The sequence below is a fragment of the Bartonella sp. MU70NMGDW genome, from assembly GCF_042194085.1.
GTDB lineage: Bacteria > Pseudomonadota > Alphaproteobacteria > Rhizobiales > Rhizobiaceae > Bartonella > Bartonella grahamii.
Map to the genome: position 1 here is coordinate 1 of NZ_JBHIMK010000109.1, position 4,968 is coordinate 4,968.

The following is a 4,968-nucleotide window of genomic DNA, read 5'->3' on the forward strand; positions in this document are numbered from 1 at the left end:
TATAGCGGTTCTATTGTTAGGAGATTGAACAATAGTTGCTCCACCAGCCATAAAAAGAGACAGAGCTGCCAACTCTTGTGGCGTAAGCGACACAATGAACGCTACAGCAGCTGCTACCGCAGGAAGAAAATTATTTTCGGCAGCATTACCTGCGGCATCAGCGCCAGTATTGACATCACCACCAGCAAGGGCAGCAGCAAAGCCCCCCGCTATGCGCGCGATATCAATGGCATGATCATTAAAATCAGAAAACTGTGCTTCAATCTTTGCATTGATACGCGCTTGTTCTTCTGCCGTTGGAACACGACCATCCAATGCTGCTATTTCTTTTTGTATAAAATTTTTGGTCGACAGTTTAAACTGGAGCATAGCAGTGGCTTCACCCACAGCACCCCCCACAGCACCGGCCGTGCAAGCACCGCTCGCAACCGCGCCTTTTAAACAGCCAAGACCGGCGTGGGCAACGATCTGTGTGACCGTATCTATTTTGCCTTCTGCCTTGGCGGTACCGATTTCTTCTGCCAACGATTTGCCAACCGTATCAGACAGAGCGATGCGCAGATTGTTAAAAAAGTTCAAGAGAGCCACCCTCAAGAGCCGTCTGCACGCCTGTGCCAATAGCTGCTTTAATCAAGTTCTTTTTCGCTTCAAGGGCAATGCGATCGACAAAAGGAGCCGTTTTAGGCAAAGATTGTCCAACACCAACCATTTCCGTTAGTTGGCTGGTTAAGCCTGCTGTTAACATCGATGAGACAATGCTGAGAATATTCTTGGAAGAACCTAACTCATGCAAGGCGCCGGCAATATTGCCGCGATTATTGACAAGAGCCACAGCGCTTTTGTTAATCAGTGCTTGGACACCTGCCTGTATCGCCGCATTCATGGCGGTGCTCGAGCCAAGCCCCAAAGCACCGGTAATGGCACTGACAGCGCCCGAGGCTGCTCCGCCCGTAACCGCGCCCCCGTTGACAGCCAATGCCACGATAGCCGCACCGGCTTCTGTCAATCCTTGGGCTTTATAATCCCAGTCTTTAAATTCAGCCTTAACTACTAGCCAATCAACTTTCCTTACAAATCTTAATCAACCCAAAGTAATAGCCTGAAATAGCCGTGTGTCGTATGGAAAATTAAAAACAAAAACCGAATGAAGAAAAACTTATGTGGGGAAACAAAGAAAATGCACTTAAGGCTTACCTATGGCGTCACAGGTTTATTGCTGTAAAAGCTTCAAATGATGATATCTCTAATACTTTTCGCTTGTTCTCTTGTGATAGCTTCCACATGCGAAAATATATGGACTATGATACCTCTTCTCAAGCTTATCAAACTGAACTCAAAGATATTTCCTTATTGATTTTGAAAGAGTCCTTAAAACGCATTTTGCAGAGCAACGTAGAAAGCATATCTAAAAAAATCATTCCAAGAGCAACAGATTTTTCTAAGTATTGTGAAGAGACTGAAAAAGATCTTCTTTCACGAGCCAAAACTCCTCATGAAATAATGATAGGAGAGTTTAAAATAGATTTCTAAAAAATAGCAAAATAGTGAAAAGTGCTGATCATTTTTGGATTGGATATGCATTTAAAGAGTGATTAAAAAGTTTTTTTAATGTACAATATATTTCCAGAAGCCAAAATGACTCTATAGTATCAAATTTATAAAGTAAATAAATCCATTAATACAAATTAAGGATTTTAGGATACGCGAATTTCAAAATATTTGTTTTTTAAAACATGAGTAGCCAGCATCAGCGCAAAAAATGTTGCGGCAGTTATGATTCCCTTTCGTGTACTTTTGAAATAACAGAGCTTTTCTTTAATCTTTATGAAATGGTTGCCAGTGCCATGGGCTTTTTTGAAAGGTGGATTTGGGTATCAAAATGCAAGCAAGAGTTTGGGATTATGGAGCTCTGTGTTTAAAGCTATCATCAACTATAGATAAATCATAGACTAGGTTAACTAAAATATTAAAAGCAACTGGATGCAATAGCAGACATTGCTATTAAAAGAAAAGCAAATGCTAAAAAGACTAAAAGGTAGTTTGTGTTTTTATATCAGAAAATAATTTAAGAAATTGAGATCATAATTTTTTCACAGGAAATAAATATGTTTACAGATAAGAAGAGAAAAGCCTTGTTTGGCGTTATAATTTTTATATTTGTATGTTTTTTAGGAATAAGAAAAAATCTTGACTTTATTCAGGGTATTTTGACATTCGCGTCTATTTCTTTGGTGATCGTAACAACTGTTTTTGCAATTTTATGCAATTCCAATATCCCTTCTGAGTTGCAAAACAACCCATAATATAAATGCGGCAATACAACAGGTTGGAAGAGATTAACATGTGAGTTACATCAGTATATGCACAGTCTCCTAAAGTTAATAATTTTAGCGCTTGTCGTTTTAATTTTTCCAAGTAGTTATAAAGAAACTGTTTCTTTGCCTGTCGTTTCTAAGTACGTGGAGCACAAGTTTTCTTTTTCATTGGATACCGTACTTTGGTACTTAGATATTGCTCTTGGATATTCAAATATTATAATTTGGTACTTTTTTTTAGTCTGTGTATTCTTCCTTATGTTGCGTACACGCAGTTTAATAAATATATCTATTTACACGCTACAGTGCTCTATTAAAGAGATACAGTAAAACTTACGATTTCATGCTTTAATTTTTCTTTTATATGACCTTCATTATACATACCATTATCATTTTTAATTGTTTTAATAGCAAATTTATGTTGAAAAGTTTCAGTATTAAAGATTATATCAAAATTATTATGTGTCTTTCCAACAAAACTTATGTTTTTAAATGCTGGATTTAATTTATATTTTTTAAAAAGATTCAAAAAATAATTCTTTAAATTATTTTTTTCTTTAAATTTGATACCCAAGTCAAGTTCCATTTCAGAATAATCATCCGTGGGAAATTCACCCAACAAAAGTTTAGCCATCTTTAGCAAGTTGTCTTCTGATTGCATTGCAAAAAAATCTAATTTTTTGGTTGTGTATATTTCAGTTTTATTTCTTTAATTAAAAGCAATTTTTTTTCGAACTCTTCCTTACCAACAATATCAGGTGAGATATCAATCGTTTTCGGGGGAAAAGATTTTTTGTAGTGTAGCTGCAAGAATTTTTTTAACTCTTTATTTGAAGAAAAAAGAGTAAACTCTATAGGAATCAAAATTCCAAAATATTGCTTATTCTGTTCAACATATTTTCTAGGACGTGGGTTAGGAATATTCTGAAAGTCATTTTCAGAATCAATCACTTCGGGGTTATAAGGACTATTTTCTCCCGTTAAAACATAAATCCAATAGCAGATCTTCGAGTTCACAGAAAACTTTTCAATTATTAAGGTAACACATTGATTATCACGGTTAAAACGGTATGTTCCTTCCTCTAAAAATTTATCACCACCATTTATATTGACTAATTCCGAGGCTGGATCTATTTTATATTTATAAGAAAGAAAGTTAATGGTATTCATAAAGTTAACATAATCACAATGTCTATAGTCTTATCAGATGGCAGGTGCTTCCCAAGTTATCTTAGTGTCCACGAGAAGGTGGTGTATCCAAAATATATTGTATTGTTTAGAATTAGTTAGTTAAAGATCGAAGCTATACAATTTTAATTGCAAAAGCAATACGAATTTTAGAGAACTCTGCAGTGAAAGCTGCTTAGATTTTTAGAATATGGGCTCCCCCTTCCCTTGACTTTTAAAGTCACGCTGGAACGTCTGAATCCACACGCACTGTTGTGACAGTTTTGGGTGGTTTATAGAATGGATTGCGAACGGCATTTTTCCAGAACACATCATTGAGTGACGGAATATCTCTATGATCAATTGCACTATCTGACATTACAGCCAATTTATCAATTTCAACTCTCTGTTCATCTGTCAAAGCTGATAAGTTACCTACCTCAATTTCATAACGAACTTTCTTCTTTATAACGTTTCCTTTTTTTCAAGTTGGCTCGCCGTGCTGAAATAATACGGATTACCTCTATGCCATCTTTATCGTCATGGACAGTATGCGCTACGAATAATAATAAAAAACCATCCATGAGCCCTAAAACTTGTTAACCATACTCTCCGTTTTCAATACGTTCTTGTTTAGCTATGGAGAATGGGTCCGAAAAAACACATGCGACTATTTCAAAACTTACACGGTGCTTTCTAAGATTATTTTTTTAGCTTCAGCCCATTCAAATCTTATTTTTATACCTTATATTAACACATTTACTTATATTAACACATTTATAAGGGCATTATATACATCAAGAGTTTTAGATAAACACTGAATTATCCATGTTTTTGTACAATTAATATAATTTAATACTTTTAAAATTAGTGATTAATTAACTAAAAATATTAAAAAAATAATAAATTATTCTAAGGCTTTATGCATATAATATGCAAATCGAATAAAACTTACAAGCCTGTTGAATAAAATGATATTAATTGGCTATTTAGGGGCTGCTCCTGAAAGCAAAAAAATGAATTTGGGTGCCGAAATATTCAACTTTCGTATGGCTACCTTTGAGAGCTATACAGATAAAAATACCAATAAAAAGTAGACAAAACAGAATGGTATTCCGTGATTCTTTTTAATCTACATACATTTGGCAAAACTTGTTCTTCAGTACAAAATTGCCCCTTTTTCCGAATGAATGAGAGGAACGGTTTTTTTAATGGTCAACGCTACAAAGGATGCAATCAGCACTTTCAAGAAACCACTAACCAAAAAACCTAATGAACTTATTAAAACTGTCAGCAAAGGAACCTGTGTCATATACGCTACCCATGGTATTCCAAAAGAATAGACTATCCCAATGCCACCCACAGTATTTATCACAAATAATATTATAAAATTTAACCGCTGCCAAAATAATTCTACCATAAAGCCAATAAAAAATGCAGCAAATGGAAAACTAATCAGATAACCACTCGTAACTCCTGAAAAAAC

At 35.1% G+C, this 4,968-nt stretch carries 5 protein-coding genes and 3 pseudogenes; 3 read left to right on the plus strand and 5 right to left on the minus strand.

Annotated features, from left to right (window positions below):
* Nucleotides 1–1,069, minus strand: a pseudogene (locus ACFIKE_RS08180) (DUF637 domain-containing protein); the annotation flags it as partial.
* Between the two features lie 89 nt (nt 1,070–1,158).
* Here ACFIKE_RS08180 and ACFIKE_RS08185 point away from each other — a divergent pair.
* Nucleotides 1,159–1,530 carry a hypothetical protein gene (locus ACFIKE_RS08185; protein WP_375649192.1) on the plus strand — a complete coding sequence of 124 codons (372 nt, stop codon included), beginning with the start codon at nt 1,159–1,161 and terminating at the stop codon, nt 1,528–1,530.
* Nucleotides 1,531–2,105: 575 nt separating this feature from the next.
* Nucleotides 2,106–2,645: pseudogene (locus tag ACFIKE_RS08190) on the plus strand (hypothetical protein).
* On the opposite strand, the gene ACFIKE_RS08195 reads toward ACFIKE_RS08190, so the two are convergent.
* The 3 genes from ACFIKE_RS08195 to ACFIKE_RS08205 form a co-directional block, all read right to left on the minus strand.
* Nucleotides 2,629–2,949, minus strand: coding sequence for a hypothetical protein (locus tag ACFIKE_RS08195; protein ID WP_375649195.1), 321 nt, complete (start codon nt 2,947–2,949; stop codon nt 2,629–2,631). The pseudogene ACFIKE_RS08190 and the gene ACFIKE_RS08195 overlap by 17 nt on opposite strands.
* A 38-nt stretch (nt 2,950–2,987) precedes the next feature.
* A complete protein-coding gene (locus ACFIKE_RS08200; RefSeq protein WP_375649197.1) occupies nt 2,988–3,485 on the minus strand; it encodes a hypothetical protein in 498 nt (165 codons plus the stop codon).
* A gap of 238 nt (nt 3,486–3,723) precedes the next feature.
* Nucleotides 3,724–3,903 (minus strand): hypothetical protein, encoded by a 180-nt coding sequence (locus tag ACFIKE_RS08205; RefSeq protein WP_273790436.1) that lies wholly within the window; start codon nt 3,901–3,903, stop codon nt 3,724–3,726.
* Between the two features lie 538 nt (nt 3,904–4,441).
* On the opposite strand from ACFIKE_RS08205, the pseudogene ACFIKE_RS08210 reads away from it, so the two are divergent.
* Nucleotides 4,442–4,620 (plus strand): annotated as a pseudogene (locus tag ACFIKE_RS08210) (single-stranded DNA-binding protein); the annotation flags it as partial.
* A 21-nt stretch (nt 4,621–4,641) separates the two neighbouring features.
* Here ACFIKE_RS08210 and ACFIKE_RS08215 read toward each other — a convergent pair.
* Nucleotides 4,642–4,968: biotin transporter BioY (locus ACFIKE_RS08215; RefSeq protein ID WP_375649199.1), on the minus strand; the 327-nt coding region annotated here is incomplete at its 5' end.